Annotated in this window: 13 protein-coding genes; 8 read left to right on the forward strand and 5 right to left on the reverse strand. The window is 66.4% G+C overall.

The window, feature by feature from the left end; genetic code table 11:
* Positions 1-16: 16 nt before the first annotated feature.
* From aspA to ACQR07_RS25230, 4 genes are all read left to right on the forward strand, one after another.
* Positions 17-1,516: an aspartate ammonia-lyase gene (aspA, locus tag ACQR07_RS25215; RefSeq protein ID WP_434904819.1), complete on the forward strand. Its 1,500-nt coding sequence runs from the start codon at positions 17-19 to the stop codon at positions 1,514-1,516.
* Positions 1,517-1,541: 25 nt separating this feature from the next.
* Positions 1,542-2,858, forward strand: a complete 1,317-nt coding sequence (locus ACQR07_RS25220) for a dicarboxylate/amino acid:cation symporter (protein ID WP_434904820.1) — start codon at positions 1,542-1,544, stop codon at positions 2,856-2,858.
* A gap of 258 nt (positions 2,859-3,116) precedes the next feature.
* On the forward strand, positions 3,117-5,945 hold the full coding sequence (locus ACQR07_RS25225; protein WP_434904821.1) for a DUF3160 domain-containing protein: 2,829 nt from the start codon (positions 3,117-3,119) through the stop codon (positions 5,943-5,945).
* Entirely contained in the window at positions 5,945-7,366 is a 1,422-nt protein-coding gene (locus ACQR07_RS25230; protein WP_434904822.1) for a CapA family protein, read from the forward strand. The genes ACQR07_RS25225 and ACQR07_RS25230 overlap by 1 nt, the downstream gene beginning before the upstream one ends.
* Before the next feature lie 111 nt (positions 7,367-7,477).
* Here ACQR07_RS25230 and ACQR07_RS25235 read toward each other — a convergent pair whose 3' ends face one another.
* The 3 genes from ACQR07_RS25235 to aroQ all read right to left on the reverse strand — a co-directional run bounded on the left by ACQR07_RS25235 (position 7,478) and on the right by aroQ (position 9,789).
* Entirely contained in the window at positions 7,478-8,011 is a 534-nt protein-coding gene (locus ACQR07_RS25235; RefSeq protein ID WP_434904823.1) for a hypothetical protein, read from the reverse strand.
* Positions 8,012-8,299: 288 nt separating this feature from the next.
* Positions 8,300-9,337, reverse strand: coding sequence for a Gfo/Idh/MocA family protein (locus tag ACQR07_RS25240; RefSeq protein ID WP_434904824.1), 1,038 nt, complete (start codon positions 9,335-9,337; stop codon positions 8,300-8,302).
* A complete protein-coding gene (gene aroQ, locus ACQR07_RS25245; protein WP_434904825.1) occupies positions 9,334-9,789 on the reverse strand; it encodes a type II 3-dehydroquinate dehydratase in 456 nt (151 codons plus the stop codon). The genes ACQR07_RS25240 and aroQ overlap by 4 nt, the downstream gene beginning before the upstream one ends.
* Positions 9,790-10,116: 327 nt before the next feature.
* On the opposite strand from aroQ, the gene ACQR07_RS25250 reads away from it, so the two are divergent.
* A complete protein-coding gene (locus tag ACQR07_RS25250; RefSeq protein ID WP_434867820.1) occupies positions 10,117-11,079 on the forward strand; it encodes a helix-turn-helix domain-containing protein in 963 nt (320 codons plus the stop codon).
* A gap of 300 nt (positions 11,080-11,379) precedes the next feature.
* Positions 11,380-12,897, forward strand: coding sequence for an aldehyde dehydrogenase (gene adh / locus ACQR07_RS25255; RefSeq protein WP_434904826.1), 1,518 nt, complete (start codon positions 11,380-11,382; stop codon positions 12,895-12,897).
* A 51-nt stretch (positions 12,898-12,948) separates the two neighbouring features.
* Here the strand turns inward: adh and ACQR07_RS25260 are convergent, their stop codons facing one another.
* Positions 12,949-13,347 (reverse strand): hypothetical protein, encoded by a 399-nt coding sequence (locus tag ACQR07_RS25260; protein WP_434904827.1) that lies wholly within the window; start codon positions 13,345-13,347, stop codon positions 12,949-12,951.
* 547 nt (positions 13,348-13,894) lie between these two features.
* Between ACQR07_RS25260 and ACQR07_RS25265 the strand changes: the two genes are divergently transcribed.
* Together ACQR07_RS25265 and ACQR07_RS25270 are read left to right on the forward strand one after the other, a co-directional pair.
* Complete coding sequence (locus tag ACQR07_RS25265) at positions 13,895-14,416, forward strand: PAS domain-containing protein (protein WP_434904828.1); 522 nt, start codon at positions 13,895-13,897, stop codon at positions 14,414-14,416.
* Positions 14,394-15,704 (forward strand): methyl-accepting chemotaxis protein, encoded by a 1,311-nt coding sequence (locus ACQR07_RS25270; protein WP_434904829.1) that lies wholly within the window; start codon positions 14,394-14,396, stop codon positions 15,702-15,704. Before ACQR07_RS25265 ends, ACQR07_RS25270 begins: the two co-directional genes overlap by 23 nt.
* 66 nt (positions 15,705-15,770) lie before the next feature.
* On the opposite strand, the gene ACQR07_RS25275 is transcribed toward ACQR07_RS25270, so the two are convergent.
* Positions 15,771-16,109: a Rieske 2Fe-2S domain-containing protein gene (locus ACQR07_RS25275; protein ID WP_434904830.1), complete on the reverse strand. Its 339-nt coding sequence runs from the start codon at positions 16,107-16,109 to the stop codon at positions 15,771-15,773.
* Positions 16,110-16,192: the final 83 nt, after the last annotated feature.

Raw genomic sequence — 16,192 nt, forward strand, 5'->3', positions numbered from 1 at the left:
AACGAAGGGAAGAGACGTGCGTACCGAACATGATCTGCTGGGCGACCGCGAGGTCCCTTCCGAGGCCTACTATGGCGTGCATACGCTGCGTGCGGCCGAAAACTTCCGCATCACCGGCGTCGCGATCTCCAGCTATCCGCAGCTGATCAACGCGCTCGCCGCGATCAAGCAGGCCGCGGCGCTCGCCAACATGGAGCTCGGCCTGCTCGACGACATCAGTGGCCAGGCGATCGTCGCGGCCTGCAAGGAGGTTCGCGCCGGCAAGCTGCATGAGCATTTCCCGGTCGATGCCATCCAGGGCGGCGCCGGCACCTCCACCAACATGAATGCCAACGAGGTGATCGCCAACCGCGCGCTGGAGCTGCTCGGCCACGCCAAGGGCGACTATGCGCGGCTGCATCCCAACGAGCACGTCAACATGAGCCAAAGTACCAACGACGTGTATCCCACGGCGTTGAAGATCGCGACCTGCCGGGGCCTGCGCGATCTCGCTGCAGCGATGGACATCCTGCGCCTCGCCTTCGCCCGCAAGGCGGACGAATTCAAGGACGTGCTCAAGATGGGCCGCACCCAGCTGCAGGATGCGGTGCCGATGACCCTGGGGCAGGAATTCCATACCTACGCCGTCATGCTCGGCGAAGACCAGGAGCGCCTGCACGAGGCTGCACTGTTGATCCAGGAGGTCAACATGGGCGCGACCGCGATCGGCACCGGCATCGCCTCGCATCCGGCCTATGCCCGCATCGTCTGCAAGCACCTGATCGCGATCACCGGTCTGCCGCTGATGACTGCGCCGGACCTGGTCGAGGCCACGCAGGATTGCGGCGCCTTCGTGCAGGTCTCGGGCGTGCTCAAGCGCATCGCGGTGAAGATCTCCAAGATCTGCAACGACCTCCGGCTGCTGTCGAGCGGGCCGCGCGCGGGCTTCAACGAGATCAATCTGCCGGCGGTTCAGGCCGGCTCCTCGATCATGCCGGGCAAGGTCAATCCGGTGATTCCGGAGGTGGTGAACCAGGTCGCCTTTGAGGTGATCGGCAACGATCTCACGGTGACCATGGCGGCCGAAGCCGGCCAGCTGCAGCTCAATGCCTTCGAGCCGATCATCGCGCACAGCCTGTTCAAGAGCACGAGCCATCTGCGGCAGGCCTGCCTGACGCTGGAGGAGCGTTGCGTCAACGGCATCACGGCCAACCGCGACCGGCTGCTGGCCGATGTCGAGAATTCGATCGGCCTCGTCACGGCGCTCAATCCCTACATCGGCTACGCCGCAGCGACCGCCGTCGCCGTCGAAGCGCATGCCACGGGTCGCGGCGTTGCCGAACTCGTGCGCGAGCGCGGCCTGCTCTCGGATGAGAAGCTCGCCGAGATTCTCAAGCCGGAAAACCTGACGCGGCCGCAAAGCATCTTCGTGCCTGCCGGCGACAAGGAGGGCGCGGTGCGGCCACCGCCGCTGCGGGATCGCCGCAAGGACTGCGCGGCCGACGGGCAGCGGCCGGCCGCCACGAACCTGAACTGATAAAATCAAGGGAGACCAAACGACCATGACGAGCGCCGCCGACAATTCGACGATGCACTCCAAGCGCCTCACGCATGCCTTGATCGCCAGCCTGCTGCTGGGCATCGTGACCGGCTATATCTGCCACATCATGGCGCCGACGCCGGAGGTGGCCAAGACCATCGCCGGCTATTTCTCGATCGTCACCGACGTGTTCCTGCGCCTGATCAAGATGATCATCGCGCCGCTGGTGTTCGCGACCATCGTCTCCGGCATCACCAGCCTGGGCACGGAGGGCCGCGCCGTCGGGCGCATCGCCGCCCGGTCGATGGGCTGGTTCGTGTCCGCCTCCGTCGTCTCGCTCGGGCTCGGCATGATCTTCACGAACCTGTTCGCGCCCGGTCACGATCTGATGCTGCAGCTGCCCAATGCCGACGCGGCCACCAATCTGCAGACGGCCGGCATCAACCTGAAGGACTTCATCACCCACGTCGTGCCGGCGAGCGCCACGCAGGCGATGGCGACCAATGAAGTGCTGCAGATCCTGGTATTCGCGGTGTTCTTTGGCCTGGCACTCAGCCGGCTGAAAACCGGCTACGCGAGGACGCTGGCGACCTCGATCGACGAGCTCGTGCTCGTCATGCTGCAGATCACCAGCTTCGTGATGCGCTTCGCTCCGTTCGGCGTGTTTGCTGCGATCGCTGCGGTCGTGACGATGCAGGGCCTCGGCGTGCTCGTGACCTATGGCAAGTTCATCGCGACGTTCTATCTCAGCCTGCTCGTGCTCTGGACGATCCTGATCATTGCGGGCCTGGTCGTGCTGGGAACGCCGGTGTTCCGCCTGATCAGGCTGCTGCGCGAGCCGATGCTGCTGGCGTTCTCCACGGCCAGCAGCGAGGCGGCCTATCCGAAGATGATCGAGCAGCTGGCCAAGTTCGGCGTGAAGGGACGCATCACCAGCTTCGTGCTGCCGCTCGGCTACTCGTTCAATCTCGACGGCTCGATGATGTACCAGGCCTTCGCGGCGCTGTTCATCGCGCAGGCCTACGGCATCGAGCTCAGCATCGCGCAGCAGGTCGCGCTGCTGCTCGTGATGATGGTGACGAGCAAGGGCATCGCCGGCGTGCCGCGCGCCTCGCTGGTCGTGGTCGCCGCCACGCTGCCGCTGTTCAACCTGCCGGTCGGCGGCATCCTCCTGATCATGGGCATCGATCAGATCCTCGACATGGGCCGCACCATGACCAACGTGATCGGCAACGGCATCGCCACCGCGGCCGTCGCGACCTGGGAGGGCGAGCGGGAGATGCACGAAAGCCCGGCGCCCGAACAGGCTGTCACGGCTGAGGTCGCGATAGCAGGCTGAGGCTTCCGAACATCCATCGTCAGCGCACGGGCTCCGCTCATCGGCGGGGCCCGTTTCGCTTGCGGTGGTCTTCGCTCATGCCGTGCTCGGCCAGGCCACCCTTGCACCGTCATCGACCTTCGCATCATATGGCGCGCCTCGGCCGCAGACTTTCGCGAACGAGCCGTGCCATTGAACGTTTCGATGCCGCGCGCGGACATATTGATCCGACCATCGAGCCGGGCGTACTCGGCTGCGTGCAGGGAAACGGAGAACCGCATGACGATCGTATCCCGCGCGCTGCTGGCCGGCTGTGCCATCCTGCTGGTGATGACCGGTGCCCGCGCGCAGGCTCCGCTCGTCGACGAGGCGACGGCGCCGAGCGAGCCCTATCAGGGGCCGTTCGCCTATGACGAGGAAGAGACCGTGGTGGCGCGATCGCCGGCCGAGGCGGTCGCGCTCGATCTGCCGCAGGGGATCTCGTTGCGCGACTACGAGGCATCGCCGACCGGGGCCGAGGTTGCCGTCATCATCGAGGACGCATCCCGCCGCCAGCAGGTGGCGTTCTGGACGTTCGGCCGCGACGGATTCTCCCGCCGCATCGACGTGCCGGCCCAGATCAGGCTCGCCTCGATCACCTGGCACCCGCGCGGCAAGGCGGTGTTTCTGCTCGCGACAAGCGAGCGTGGATCGCAGATCCTGAAGCTCGACGCCAAGGCGGCGAGCTTCACCGCGCAGACGGTGTATTCCAGCGCCGCGTCGCTGCGACGGCTCGTCGTCGGTCCGCGCCCCTATGAGGTGAATGGCGAGAAGACGCCGGTGCTGCGCCTGTTCTTCGGCGAGAAGCTCGCCAGCGGCGCCTACGCGCTGCGCACCGTCACCGAGACCGGCAAGGGGCTGTATACGGTGGTCGGGCCGCAGCGCGACGCCGGCAAGAAGGACGACGACGAGACGCCGAACACGACCATCGCGCAATCGGCGCTGCCGCTGCAATTCCATCCCGCCGGCAATCAGCTGGTCTGGGAGGACCAGAAGAAATGCCTGCACAAGCTCAGCTACGCCGCCGACAATTGGGGCAAGAGCGTGCCGTTCGGCCGCGACTGCGGCCATACGCTGACCTACACGCCGAACGGCATCGCGGCGATCGACTGGCAGGCCGGCCAGCCCGGCATTCGCATCAAGGGTCTGATCGACGGCTCCGACCAGTCGGCGCTCAACGAGTTCAAGCTGGATTCCGTGCCGTCGCAGATGCCGGACGGCCGCGGCGTCGTCGCGCTGACCGCTCAGGGGACGACGAAAACCCTGCGCTATCTGCCGATCTCGGTGCCGCTCGCCGACGTCGCCAATGCCTGGATGTACATGGAGAGCGCCGGCGATCAGCAGGCCTTCCTGCGCGACCGCGGCCTGTTCCGGCGGCTTCCGGAGATGGACCAGCTCTTCAAGCTGTACGACACCGAATCCTATCAATGCGGCGCGCCCGATACGCGGGTGCCGACGCGGCCGTATTTCGTGACCACGGACCTGTTCTGGGAATTGTACAGCGCCGCCTTCGACGGGCTGTTCATCATCCTCGAGCGCGAGCAGGCGTCGCCGGCCTTCGCACGCTTCGTTGCCGCGGCCGATGCGGAGCTCGCCAAGCGCCATCCCGGCAGCCGCATGGCCAAGGCCTTTGCCGCAGCGCATGCGGTGATGGATGGTCGCGGCGAGACGAATGCCGAGGCCCGTCTGATCGTCGCGGCGCGCGGTACCGAGCAGTCGCTGGCGCTGCAGGCGCCGCTCGACTTCGCCCAGTTCAAGCCGCGCGGCCACTACACGACCGATCAGCAGAAGCGCTACTTCGGCGCCGTGCGCTATCTCAGCGCCCTGCCGCTGTCGGCCGAGGACACCGCTGTCCTGCGCGGCCTCGATGCCGCCGTCGGCAAGGCTGCGACCGACTGGATCGCGGTCTACCGGCCGTTCATCGCGTCGTCGCGGCTCGACCTGGTCTGGGGTGGCGCGGCCTCGACCATCGCCTCGCATCCGGACACGCGCGGCACGCGGCTGTTTCCGCTGTCCTGGGGCTGGGACAATGAGGCGCTCGACAATGTGGTCGACCATTCTGATCGGCCGGCATCCGAACGCATCGTGACGCGCGATGGTGGTTCACGCCTGCTGCCCTCGGGCCTCGATTTCGCGGCCGTCGCCGGCAATCGTCTCGCCGGAGAACTGCTCGCCAGTGACATCGCCGCCTATCCCAATCTCGGCGGCCGCATCGCCGCCGTGCGCCAGCGCTTTGCCGCAGCCGGCGGCAGGTCGCGCAACGGCCTCTACGATTCCTGGATCGCCGCGCTGGCCACGCAATGGGCCGACAGCACCACGAATTCGGCGGTCGCGGGTCCTGTCTGGAACGCCAAGCGCCTGCAGACCGGCCTCGCGTCATGGGCGACGCTGCGCCACGCCACCGTGCTGGTCAACGACAAAACGGTGGCCGAATGCGGCGAGGGCGGCTTCGAGGCCATCGTGATGCAGCCGCCGCGCGGCTATGTCGAGCCTGATCCGGCGAGCTTCGCGGCGATCGCCGACCTGTTCGATGCGACCATCGCCATGGTGCGCGACAGCCGGAGCCTCGCCGCCGATCCCGCCGCCAATGGCCGGCTCCGCGACGGCATCGTCCGTCGCCTGACGGAATCGCGCGACAATGTTCGCAAGTATCAGAGGATCGCGGAAAAGGAACTGCGCGGCGAGATGCTCGGCGCCGAGGACTACAAGCTCATCCAATATGTCGGCCGCGCTGCCGAGCACAACTTCCTGATCTTCTCCAGCCTGTCGAATCCGCAATACGCGCTGTCCAATCCCGATCCGATGATGAAGGTGGTCGACGTCGCCGATGCGCCATCGGGCACGCGCGAGCTCGGCGTTGGCAGGCCGCTCGAATGGGATCAGATCGTGCCGCATTACGGCCGCTCGGAGATCGTCAAGGGCGGCGTCTATTCCTACTACGAGTTCGCATCGCCGCGGCCGCTCGACGATGCCGAGTGGCGGAAGATGGTCGACGGGCAGGCGCGGCCGGACTGGGTGTCGCGGCATCTGTCGGCGAACGTGCTGTCGTGTCCCGCGCGCCAGCCGTGATGCGGATCTGGCTAGCGCTGCTGCTCGCGCTCGTCAGCGTGCGAGCAGAGGCGGCGGACGCCGACGCGGCGCGGCTGCTGCTCACCGGCGACATCATGCTGTCCCGCCAGGTGTCGCGCGAGATCGCCGCGCGCGGCGGGCTGTCGCCGTGGCATGGCCTGCGCGACGTGCTCCGCGGCGCCGATCTCGTGCTCGGCAATTTTGAAGCCACGGTCGGCGCCTCCGAGGCATGCGAGGCGCCGAAGGAGCTGTGTTTCGCGGTCGATCCGCATCTGGTGCCGCTGCTCAAGGATGCCGGCTTCACTGCTCTCGGCATCGCCAACAATCACAGCGGCGATCTCGGCGAGGCCGGGCGCAGGGCGACGCGCGAAGCGCTGCAGGCCGCTGGCCTCGGTGCGATCGGGTCGGCGGAGTCGCCGGCGTTCGTCAATGTCCGCGGGCGGACGATCGCGTTGATCAGCCTGAACCTCGTGGCCGGTCGCGACGGGCAGATCGACCGGCTGCCGTCCTGGCAGGTGGCGCAGAAGCTGCGGCTGGCGCGAAGCATGGCGGAGTGGGTGATCGTCTCGGTGCACTGGGGCAAGGAGCTCGCCGACTGGGTGGTCCCGGAGCAGGAGGCCGGCGCGAAATGGCTGATCGGGCAGGGCGCCGATCTGATCATCGGCGCGCATCCGCATGTGGTGCAGCCGCCGGCCTGCGTCGACGGCAAGCCGGTGTTCTACTCACTCGGCAATCATGTGTTCGACCAGAAATATCCGCAGACCAAGCGCGGCCTGATCGCCGATTGCGAGATCAACGGTGATCGCCTCGTCTGCGGCGGCCTGGACACCAGGACTCCCGAGGGCTCGGCATATCCGGCCTTGGCGAAGGCCCAAGACTCGTCGCCGACGAGTCTTGCGCAATGTCCGGTCAAGGCGGGGACGCCGCTGCGTGTAGCTGGGCAGGCCATCAGCCCATGGATCCGCAATGGCGCGATCGCCTCGGACCGCCTCGTTCTCGAAGGCCGCGCCGAGGCCAGCCGCTGGCGCACGCCGCCGCGCGCGCTGCTGTCGGCGGAAGCCGGAAGGCTTGCTGCTGATCAGCCGCCGCTGCTGTTCACGCTCGAGCGCCACGCCTCGCCGATCGACGGCGAGGACGGTCCGCGACCCTATGTCTACGAGGTCACTGGTCATGGGCTGGTGGCAAAGTGGCGCGGATCGGCGCTGGCCTGGCCGCTGCTCGATGCGGCGCTGGTCGCCGACGATTCAGGGCAGTCCTATCTCTGCGCCCTGCATCGCGGCGACTCCTTCATCATGCTGGATACGGCGACGCCCTCATCGACCCGGACGCAGGTCTATGCCTGGAATGGTTTCGGCTTCACCGGCGTGACTGACGGCGACCTCGCTACGCGCTGCGCGAAGCGCTTCGACCACGGTGGGTGAGTGCGGCGCTTTCGCTTAGACGGCCGTGCCGCGGATCACGGCGCAAAAATTGGCGATCTGCAGGGCGGCTCGACCGGCATGCCTTTCAAGCTCGTCCGTGGTTCATGATCCCTAAGGCTTGGGAGGGCAGACATTTCCAGGCCCGGAATCGGGCTCTACGGAGGAGTGATGCTGCACGATCTTTCGATTGTGGAAGACGTATGTATAGCGCGCGCGAAGCAGCACGGTCGGGCTGGGCGACGGCGATTTCAACGTGAATTCGTAGAGACCGCTGGCAACGGCGTAGTCACAATTGCCGTTGATCTTGGCCTTGTCGACGTCGATCTCCACTTGAGGGCTCTTCTTCAGAAATTCTTCGAAATAGCCCTTGATCTCCTTCTGGCCGACGAGCGGACCATTGGCGCAGGTCGGCAGCAGCACCGCCTGATTGCGGCCGGCATCGGACTGATAGGTATCGAGAACCGGCGATGGATTCTGTGGCGTGGATTTGTTCAACGCGGTCTTCCAGCCCTCGAGCAGGGCTGGCACGTGCTTGATCTGACACTGAGGCTTGGTGCTCCGCGCCCAGCTCTGTGATGGCACGTTGAGAAAGCCGAACACCGCACACCCGAGCAAGACCATACGCTTTGTGGATTGGCTTTTCATGGTCTGGTCCTCCTTGTCGGCGGGATGAGCTGATGAGGGATGAGCGGCGGCGTCTGTCGCGCTCACCTCCAGCTGACGTCCTCGGGCCACGAGGCGCCAATCAGCACCCGTCGCATTCTCTGAAAATGTCTAGGTCATTGCATTGCTAGAGCGACGCTGCTTCGGCGTCGCGGATCAATCGGCATTCCGACTATGAAGCTACTATTCGTGCTGATACACGTCAAGATAGTGTAAATATAGAGATTCATCCATAAGTGAATCGGGCCCGCCGAGGGCGGGCGCCGTGCTTCAGACCTGCTCGCACGCCCCGCTGGCGGTCGCGCGCTTGATCGCGGCGATCACGCGCAGCGTGTTCAGGCCCTCGCGGCCGCTGACGACCGGTGCGGCCGTGCCGGGGATGACGGCGCAGAAATTGGCGATCTGCAGGCCGAGCGGGTCGTGCATCTCGTAGCTCAGCCGCTCGCGCGCGATCGGCGTCCACCAGCTTGCCGCGCCCGGATGATGCCACAGGTCGAGCTGCGGGATCGCCAGCGACGCCTTCGTGCCGCCGATCTGGTAGCAGCTCTCCTGCGTCCGGCTGTAGGCCAGATTCTCGCCGCTGGTGAACTCGTAGCTCCAGGGCGCCTGGACCGTATCGGAGACGGCGAACGTGCCGAGCGCTCCGGAGGCGAAGTGGAGAATGATGGCCGCGGTGTCCTCGACGTCGTGGCCGCGCACCCGGTTGGATTGCGCCGCCTGCACCGCGACGATGTCGCCGCAGAGATGACGCAGCAGATCGATGTCATGGATGAGATTGACGAGCACGGGTCCGGCGCCCGGCTCGCGCCGCCAGGCGATGTCGAAATAGTCATCCGGCTTGATCAGCCAGAACAGGCCGTTGACCGCGACGATCCGGCCGAGCCGGCCGGACTCGATCTCCGCCTTGGCGCGCTGGATCATCGGATTGTGGCGGCGATGATGGCCGGTCAGCAGCGCCACGCCGGCGCGCTCGAACGCCTCGACCAGCGTCTCGGCCGCCGTGACGTCATCGGCGAGCGGCTTCTCGATCAGCGCAGGCAGGCCGGCGGCGAGGCAGGCCATGCCATTGGCGACGTGCATCTGGTTCGGAGTGGCGACCACCACGCCGTCCGGCCGGGCCTCGGCGGCCATCTTGTCGAGCGATGAAAACCAGCGAACGTTCAGCTCCCGTGCGAGCTCCTGCGCCGCCGGTGCGGGATCGACGATCGCCGTCAGGACCGCCTCTTGCGAGGCGCCGATCTGCTCGATGTGGCGGCGGCCGATGAGGCCAGCGCCGGCAACGGCGAGCCGGACGCGCGGGCGGGTCATGATCCCGATTTGGCCTCGTCGATCAGCCTGGCCACGCGCCGCAGCGCGAGCTGATAGCCCTGGGTGCCGAATCCGGCCATCACCCCGTCGGCGCGCTTGGAGACGAAGGAATGGTGACGGAATTCCTCGCGCTTGTGCACGTTCGAAATGTGGACCTCGATGACCGGGCCATCGAACGTGTTGAGGGCGTCGAGGATCGCGACCGATGTGTGGGTGAACGCCGCCGGATTGATGACGATGCCGCCCGCCGTCTCACGGGCCTCGTGGATCCAGTCGATCAGCTCGTATTCGCGGTTCGACTGGTGGAAGCGGATCTCCAGCCTGAGTTCTGTTGCCAGCGTCCGGCAATCCCGTTCCACGTCGGCCAGTGTCTCGTGGCCGTAGATGTGCGGCTGACGCTTGCCGAGCAGGTTGAGGTTGGGCCCGTTGAGAACATAGACGAGGCGGCTCATGCGAGAACTCCGGTTCGGGGGCGGCCCGATGTTTGCCGCCTGCGTCTGAACGGCGGCCTTGCGGCGCTTTGCGACCGTGCGGCGGATCCGACGGTCGCTTCGTTCTGCCGCAAGTGCCTGGACGACCAACGGTATGCCACGCCGCCATGGCGCGGGGAGTTGATTGCCACGAAGCTCACGCGCTTGGCAACACCGGAGCCGGCGCAGGTCCGATCCGCCGATCCTTGACGCGGATCAAGGCGGGGTGTTGTAGTCCCTTCAATATGACGAAAATACCCGCGGGACCCTTGAGGGCCGCAGGGGCTGGGAGAGGGCCGGAGGAAGGACATGGGGCGTTTGCCCGGGAATTCCCATTCGGACCATGTGCTCGACGTCGTCGCCAATGGCGGGCCGGCGGTGTCGGCGCTTGCCGCCTCGTGGCGCCGCTCGGGTCATCTGCATGCGCTCGACCCTGCCACCCACGCCCCGTCTTGCCGCCTGACGGCGGCCGAGATCGCCGCCGCGCGCGAGCGGCTCGGGAGGCTGCTCGCGATCGCGCAGGCGAGCCTCGATCGCCTGTTCCTCGCCGTCGGCGGCGTCGGCTGCTCGGTGCTGCTCGCCGATGCCGATGGTACCGTGCTCGACCGCCGCGGCGCGCGCGGCGACGACTCGACCTTCGAGTCCTGGGGGTTATGGACCGGTGCGGTCTGGAGCGAGCGGCACGAGGGCACCAACGCCATCGGCACGTGCCTGGTCGAGAAGCGGCCTTTGACCATCGACCGCGATCAGCACTACCTCACCCGCAATGCGCGGCTGTTCTGCACGACTGCGCCGATCTTCGACGAGCACGGCCAGCTCAAGGCCGCGCTCGACGTGTCGTCCTGCCGCACCGATCTCACCGAGGGCTTCGGACGGCTGATCGCGACCACGGTGGCCGATGCCGCGCGGCTGATCGAGGCGGAGAATTTCCGCCAGGCCTTCCCGCACGCCCGCATCGTGCTGACGCCGGACAGCGAGCGCGAGATCAACTCGCTGCTCGCGGTCGACAACAACGACCTCGTCGTCGGTGCCACGCGCGCCGCCCGCCGCGCGCTGGGCCTGTCCGGCTCAGCCCTGGCGCGTCCGGTGCCGGCCGGTGACGTCATCAAGGGCACGACCGCCGGGGACGATGACATCGACGCCGCCGAGCGGGCTGTGCTGAAGCGCGCGCTGGCGCGCGCCGGCGGCAATGTCTCCAAGGCGGCGAAAGAACTCGACATGTCGCGCGCGACGCTGCACCGGAAGATGAAGCGGCTCGGGCTCGAGCGCTGACCAGTCGCAACTAGAACCAATGTCGTTAGTTCGTCGTCACGCCCGGATCTTACTCCGGGCGTAGCTGTCTTCGCGGAACTAACAATGTGGCGGCGCGGGCCGGCGGGCTGACGATCCTGTGGCGATCGTTTCGTCCGATCAGGAGTTCTGATCGCGTCCGCTCCTCCATCATTCCACTGCCATCTGTCTCAGAACTGCGACACTTCCGCAGCAGGGGTCGAGCCGGCCTCTGGCTTGTCGCGCGCATTTGACCGAGCTTGTCCTCAACGCCGTGTGCATCGGCGTGAATGGGAGAGACAGATGACCAAGGTTGACGTCAATGCGGCGCTCAAGCCGCCGTTCGCTGCGCGTTATGACAACTTCATCGGCGGCGGCTGGAAGGCTCCGAACGCCGGCAAGTATTTTGATAACGTCTCGCCGATCACCGGCCAAACGGTGTGCCAGATCGCGCGTTCCGACGCCTCCGACATCGAGGCGGCACTCGATGCCGCGCATGCGGCCAAGGACGGCTGGGCACGCACCAGCGTGACCGAGAGGGCGCTGATCCTCAACCGGGTCGCCGACCGCATGGAGGCCAATCTCGCCAAGCTCGCGCTGGCCGAGACCTGGGACAACGGCAAGCCGATCCGCGAGACCACAGCCGCCGACATCCCGCTTGCGATTGATCACTTCCGCTACTTCGCCGGCGTCATCCGCGGCCAGGAAGGCTCGATCGCGGAGATCGATCACGACACCATCGCCTATCACTTCCACGAGCCGCTCGGCGTCGTCGGCCAGATCATTCCGTGGAATTTCCCGATCCTGATGGCGGCCTGGAAGCTTGCGCCCGCGCTCGCCGCCGGCAATTGCGTCGTGATGAAACCCGCGGAGCAGACCCCGGCCTCGATCATGGTCTGGATGGAGATCATCGGCGACCTGCTGCCGCCAGGCGTGCTGAACGTCGTCAACGGCTTCGGCCTCGAGGCCGGCAAGCCGCTGGCGTCCTCGCCCCGCATCGCCAAGATCGCCTTCACTGGCGAGACCTCGACGGGGCGGCTGATCATGCAATATGCCTCGCAGAACCTCATCCCGGTCACGCTCGAGCTCGGCGGCAAGTCGCCGAACATCTTCTTCAAGGATGTCTGCGCGGAAGATGACGACTTCCTCGACAAGGCGATCGAAGGTTTCGTGATGTTCGCGCTCAACCAGGGCGAGGTCTGCACCTGCCCGAGCCGCGCGCTGATCCACGAGTCGATCTACGAGCGCTTCATGGAGCGTGCGCTCAAGCGCGTCGGCGCGATCGTGCAGGGCAGCCCGCTCGATCCGGCGACCATGATCGGCGCGCAGGCCTCGTCCGAGCAGATGGCCAAGATCCTATCCTACATCGACATCGGCAAGAACGAGGGCGCGCAGCTCCTGATCGGCGGCGAGCGCAATCTGCTCGGCGGCGATCTCGCCGGCGGCTACTACGTCAAGCCGACGGTGTTCAAGGGGCACAACAAGATGCGCGTGTTCCAGGAGGAGATCTTCGGACCCGTCGTCTCGGTCACGACCTTCAAGACCGAGGACGAGGCGCTGTCGATCGCCAACGACACGCTGTACGGCTTGGGAGCCGGCGTGTGGAGCCGCGACGCCAACACCTGCTACCGCTTCGGCCGTTCGATCCAGGCCGGACGCGTCTGGACCAACTGCTATCACGCCTATCCGGCGCATGCGGCGTTCGGCGGCTACAAGCAGTCGGGCGTGGGACGCGAGACCCACAAGGTGATGCTCGACCACTACCAGCAGACCAAGAACATGCTGGTCAGCTACAGCCCGAAGAAGCTCGGCTTCTTCTGAGGCAGGGGGCGCCGGGCCGGTCGGGCATGAGCGCCCCGACCGGCCCGTGCGTCAGCCCAGATCCTGCTCGGCATCCGGCTCGGCGAGACCCTCGCCGGGCTCGTCGGCTTGTCCGGTCGACGATGAGCGGGACGAAAGCCCATGTGCGCCGCGCAGGCGGATCACCATGTCGATCACGTCGACCTCGGCTTTGGCGAGGTCCAACTCCCGCGTCAGCTCACGGACCTCCTGGCCCTTGCGCGCGAGTTCGTCCGACAACATCACGGCCATGTTGCGCTCGGTCACGTTGCCAGAGCTGTTGACGAATGCCTTGGCCCGCATCCATTCGAGCCGCGCGCGCTGCGTGTCCCGCGCAAATTTCTGTTGCACGAAGCGGCGGCGCGCATCGGCGTAGGCCGCGATCAAGGCCGGCTCCGACAGGCCGAGCAGTTCCTCGGTCGAGAGGTCCATCTGGATCGCGGTCTCCGGTGCAGCGGTGGCTCACGTCGCCGCCGGTCGGGCGGCCACCTCCGATATAGCCGAAACCGCGCTGCGTGCGGAACCGACTTCGTCCCGCCGTGACGGATAGGCCTCGTCCTCGAACTCACCCCGAACGTCTGGGTCTGGTCGACGATCCACGACGTCTCGCGGCGCTCGTCATCGTCTGTCGCCCGGTCTCGCCATCGAGATCATCGACCATGGCAGCTGGCTCGCCGTACATCAGCTCGCGGCGGCCGGCGACCTGCTCGGCGGCGCTGCCGAGCAGGGAAACGTCCTGCCCCGCCGCGGGCCGCTTCTGTATTTTGGCGGAGCTCCAGGTTAACGGGATGTTTGACAGTTAACGTCATATTGAGGCCCGGGAGGCGGACAGCCTTTTCCTTGGCGCCGACGAAAGCCGGCCGATGGGGGTTCTGGCGACACCCGGCCGCTCGCCGGGCGGCGCCGGTTCTGCCAACGCGTCGACCGGGCCATCCCGTCTGTCCGCCCTGCATCGTGATGACTGCGAGAAGGACCAGCCATGGCCCATATTGTGCGACCGACCGGAATCGAGCACATGCTCGGCGAAGAGGACCTGATCGTCTCGAAGACCGACCGCAAGGGACGCATCACCTACGCCAACGACGTCTTCATCCGCATGGCCAAGTACAGCTATGATGAGCTCCTGGCTGCGCCGCACAATTTGATCCGCCACCCCGAGATGCCGCGCTGCGTCTTCAAGCTGCTGTGGGATACGCTGGAGGCCAAGCGCGAGATCTTCGCCTATGTCATCAACCTGGCCAAGGACGGCAGCCACTATTGGGTGCTCGCCCATGTGACGCCGACGCTGGACGACCAAGGCAATATCATCGGCTATCATTCCAACCGCCGCAGACCGGAGCGGGCGCCGATCGAGCGCCTCAAGCCCATCTACAAGACGCTGTGCGACGAAGAGGCGCGCCACGCCAATGCCAAGGACGGCCTGCGTGCAAGCTTCGACATGATGGTCGGCGTGATCAAACAACAGGGCGTTGAATATGATGAGTTCGTGCTCTCTCTCTAAGGCGCAGATGTCGATCGCGGCCGCTGCGCTGCTGGCGCTCGGCGGGATGGTCTGGCTCGTCGTCGCCGGCGCGACCCCACTCGCCGGAGGCGTGGCGCTGCTCATCGCGGTCGTGCTGCTGCTCGGCCTTGCCCTGTGGCAGCTCCGGGTCGCCGCCGCCGTGGTCGCGGAGGCGGCCATGGTCTGCCACAGCGCGGCCAAGGGGAATCTCGAGCCGCGGGTGCTGAGCCGGCGCCAGCACGGCGACCTCGGCTTGCTGCAGAAATCGATCAACGACATGCTCGACATCACCGATGCGTTCGTGCGCGAGGCGTCGGCGTCGATGGACTATGCCAGCCGAGGCAAGCATTTCCGCAAGATCATGGTGCGAGGCTTGCCTGGTGCATTCCGCCGCTCGGCAGCGCTCATCAACCAGGGCACCGACAGCCTCGGCCGCCGGGTGGTCGAGATCGCGGGCCTTGCGCGGCAATTCGGCACGCAACTCGATCAGATCGTCGTCGGCCTCGCCGGGGCAGCGGAGGATCTCGAGTCCGACGCCGGCCACGTTGCGACCGCCGCGACGGAAACCAGCCGTCAGACCGAAGATGTGATCGCCGCCTCGGGGCGTGCGTCGTCCAATGTTCAGACGGCAGCGGGCGCGGCAGATCAGCTCGCCTCTTCGATCGCCGAAATCGGCCGGCAGGTCTCACGCTCCACCGAAAGCGCGGGGCGTGCGGTCGGTGAGGCCAATCGTGCCGGCAGCGAGATCCGCGAGCTTGCCAATGCCGCGGTCCGGATAGGTGACGTGATCAAGCTGATCAGCGAAATCGCCGAACAGACCAATCTCCTGGCGCTGAATGCGTCGATCGAGGCGGCGCGAGCCGGCGAAGCCGGGCGCGGCTTCTCCGTCGTTGCGGCCGAGGTCAAGAGTCTTGCCGACCAGACCGCCAAGGCGACCGAAGAGATCAGCGCCAAGGTCACCGAGATGCAGCACTCGACCTCCACGTCGGTCGCGGCGGTCGAGGCGATCGCACGAACGATCGCGGAGATCGACCAGATCGCCTCGACCATCTCGGTCGCGATCCAGCAGCAGGGCGCGGCGACGCAGGACATCGCGCACAACGTTCAGGAAGCCTCGTCCGGTACGGCACGGGTCGCGTCCAACATCGGCGCGATCAGCAGCGCTGCCGCCGACACCGGCCGGATCGCGTCGCGGGTCAACAACGCGTCCGAGCGGGTTCATGGTCAGGTCGAAACGCTGCGTCGCGAGGTCGACCAGTTCATGAAGCGGCTGATGGCGACGGGATAGTCGGGGCAACCCGTCGCCCGCCGTTTGCTGCGCGGACGTCGCGCAGCCGCGGCGAGTTCGACCCGATCAGTTGGCGGCGCGCGCCGGCTTCACCGGACCGACGTCGACCTGGATCTCGCTGCCTTCGACCTGCAGCGGGTAGGCGTGCAGCGCATTGCGGACGAGATGGGTCACGCACCTGCCGTTCACGCCGTCGAAGCCCCATTGATGGTGCGGGCAGATGATGGTCTTGCCATCGAACGTCGCCTCGGTCAGCGGCACGTCGGCATGCGGACAGCGGCCGCGATAGGCCCTCAGTTCTCCGCCGGCGGGCCATAGCAGCAGCACGCTCTTCTTGCCGACCTGATACAGGCCCATGCCGCCCTCGGTCATGGCGCTTGTCGGACAGACTGCAGTGAAAGCCATCGGATCACCCGCTGATTGATGCCGTCAGGCAGCCTCACGCAAGTTCCGGACCAGCGGAGACAGCCTACAAATCGCGTGGAGGC

Origin of the sequence: Bradyrhizobium sp. HKCCYLS20291 (assembly GCF_051167715.1) — a bacterium.
Classification (GTDB): Bacteria; Pseudomonadota; Alphaproteobacteria; order Rhizobiales; family Xanthobacteraceae; genus Bradyrhizobium.

Coding starts and splice junctions, on each gene's coding strand:
- ACQR07_RS25220 (WP_434904820.1), top strand. CDS start 1,542: ATGACGAGCGCCGCCGACAATTCGACGATGCACTCCAAGCGCCTCACG.
- ACQR07_RS25240 (WP_434904824.1), bottom strand. CDS start 9,337: ATGACCCGCCCGCGCGTCCGGCTCGCCGTTGCCGGCGCTGGCCTCATC.
- ACQR07_RS25275 (WP_434904830.1), bottom strand. CDS start 16,109: ATGGCTTTCACTGCAGTCTGTCCGACAAGCGCCATGACCGAGGGCGGC.
- ACQR07_RS25235 (WP_434904823.1), bottom strand. CDS start 8,011: ATGAAAAGCCAATCCACAAAGCGTATGGTCTTGCTCGGGTGTGCGGTG.
- ACQR07_RS25260 (WP_434904827.1), bottom strand. CDS start 13,347: ATGGACCTCTCGACCGAGGAACTGCTCGGCCTGTCGGAGCCGGCCTTG.
- ACQR07_RS25270 (WP_434904829.1), top strand. CDS start 14,394: ATGAGTTCGTGCTCTCTCTCTAAGGCGCAGATGTCGATCGCGGCCGCT.
- adh (WP_434904826.1), top strand. CDS start 11,380: ATGACCAAGGTTGACGTCAATGCGGCGCTCAAGCCGCCGTTCGCTGCG.
- aroQ (WP_434904825.1), bottom strand. CDS start 9,789: ATGAGCCGCCTCGTCTATGTTCTCAACGGGCCCAACCTCAACCTGCTC.
- ACQR07_RS25265 (WP_434904828.1), top strand. CDS start 13,895: ATGGCCCATATTGTGCGACCGACCGGAATCGAGCACATGCTCGGCGAA.
- ACQR07_RS25250 (WP_434867820.1), top strand. CDS start 10,117: ATGGGGCGTTTGCCCGGGAATTCCCATTCGGACCATGTGCTCGACGTC.
- ACQR07_RS25230 (WP_434904822.1), top strand. CDS start 5,945: ATGCGGATCTGGCTAGCGCTGCTGCTCGCGCTCGTCAGCGTGCGAGCA.
- ACQR07_RS25225 (WP_434904821.1), top strand. CDS start 3,117: ATGACGATCGTATCCCGCGCGCTGCTGGCCGGCTGTGCCATCCTGCTG.